This is a genomic window from Bradyrhizobium sp. CIR18, from assembly GCF_014198295.1.
Taxonomy (GTDB): Bacteria; Pseudomonadota; Alphaproteobacteria; order Rhizobiales; family Xanthobacteraceae; genus Bradyrhizobium.
This window is the reverse complement of record NZ_JACIHF010000039.1, coordinates 1-1,467: the sequence shown is the minus strand read 5'-3', so window position 1 is coordinate 1,467 and position 1,467 is coordinate 1. Positions and strand designations below refer to the sequence as shown.

General features: G+C 58.9%; 1 protein-coding gene and 1 pseudogene. One reads left to right on the top strand and one right to left on the bottom strand.

The window, feature by feature from the left end:
* The first annotated feature begins 355 nt into the window (after positions 1–355).
* A complete protein-coding gene (locus tag GGD65_RS40925) occupies positions 356–478 on the top strand; it encodes a hypothetical protein (protein ID WP_283813765.1) in 123 nt (40 codons plus the stop codon).
* Between the two features lie 80 nt (positions 479–558).
* On the opposite strand, the pseudogene GGD65_RS40685 reads toward GGD65_RS40925, so the two are convergent.
* Positions 559–1,037, bottom strand: a pseudogene (locus GGD65_RS40685) (tyrosine-type recombinase/integrase).
* Between the last annotated feature and the right edge of the window lie 430 nt (positions 1,038–1,467).

Genomic DNA, 1,467 nt, shown 5'->3' with positions numbered 1-1,467 from the left:
ACCGCGCAAACAGGCCGAACACATGGCCGCTCCGACCAACGCCGCAAAGTGAAGATTCTCCTTGCCAACCAGGAGCCGTCCACACATGGCCCATCTGCGAAGTTGCGTCGCATGTGCCGGAGGTCCGCTCACGCTTCCTCCACGGACGCCGCGCGGTAGCTTAGGGCGCTAGGCTCCGTCGCTTTTTGGCACTCACAACGGATTGACTGCCAACCCGGTGAAGAACAGGCTGTTTTACGTCATGATCCGACACTCGCCTTCAATGTTAACGCGAGAAGAACGTCTTAAACGGAGCAAGGAAGCCGCGCTCGCGCTTCTGAGCGCCGGTCGTATGCGTGAGGCGGTTTCGTCGATAATGACCGATATCCTCGATGGCCCAAGCAGCGCATTGCCTCATGAAGTCCACGCTTTCGGCATCTGTGCTGCCGCCGCTGGCGACACAAACGCTGTGCGAGAATACATCGAAGGCTTTATCTGATATCTCTCAGCTCTATGTCCGCTTCTGGCCCCGAGCGGTCTGTGAGGGCAGGACAGAGCACGTCTGCTCTGCCCCCGAACTCAGATGTCGACTTGTTCGGCTATCGCGAGCGCGTCGTCGACTTCGACGCCGAGATATCGAACAGTGCTCTCGATCTTCGTATGCCCCAGAAGGAGCTGTACGGCTCGCAGATTGCCGGTACGTCGATAGATCAAGGTCGCCTTGGTCCGGCGAAGGGAATGCGTACCGAAAAAGTGTGAGTCCAGTCCGATGTCGGCGAGCCAGCGGGATAGGAGGCGGGCATACTGGCGGTCGTCATATGGCCACTCGGCCGCCGGCCAGTGAACAGATATTCTCCTGACTTCTTGCCCGTAAGCCGCAGGTAATCGTCGATCGCCTGCCGGGTCGATTCCGTCAGTTCAAACTTGACTGGTCGGCCGGTCTTCTTTTGTCGGACGGCGGCGCGGTCGGCCGCATACCCGCCAGGCGCCAGATCATCAACTTTCAGGGCTACAACGTCGCAGCCGCGTAGCTTGCTATCGATGGCGACATTGAACATTGCCAAATCGCGCGTTCGGCCTTCGACCTGGAGCTTGGTTCGGATTGACCAGACGTGCTTTGGACGGAGCGGCGGCGTGGCGCCGACGATCCTCCCCTTGTTCCAGGAGCGTGCTTCGAGACCGCGGGGACGTTGCTTTCGATAACGGTCATGTTGACCTCCTCAGCTAGTGAGGCTGGTCATGTTCAGCCCAGCGACCTTACAATCCGACGTCCGCTTCTTAGACGATTGGAGACGTACTTGCGTCCAATTCGAGCGAAGCAGGGCAGATTTTGACCCGAAGCGAACATCGAGCAAGCACTGCCACGAGGTGCCCGTCACTTGACCGGTCAAGTGCCCTTCGTCATATTTTTCCGCGAAAGACGAGCCATGAGACTCGTCGGCTTCGGAGGAAGACATGAACACCACATGGGCCGTCCTTGCGGGGACC

Excerpts from the sequence above, each read along its gene's own strand:
- GGD65_RS40925 (WP_283813765.1), top strand. The coding sequence starts at position 356 with ATGACCGATATCCTCGATGGCCCAAGCAGCGCATTGCCTCATGAAGTC.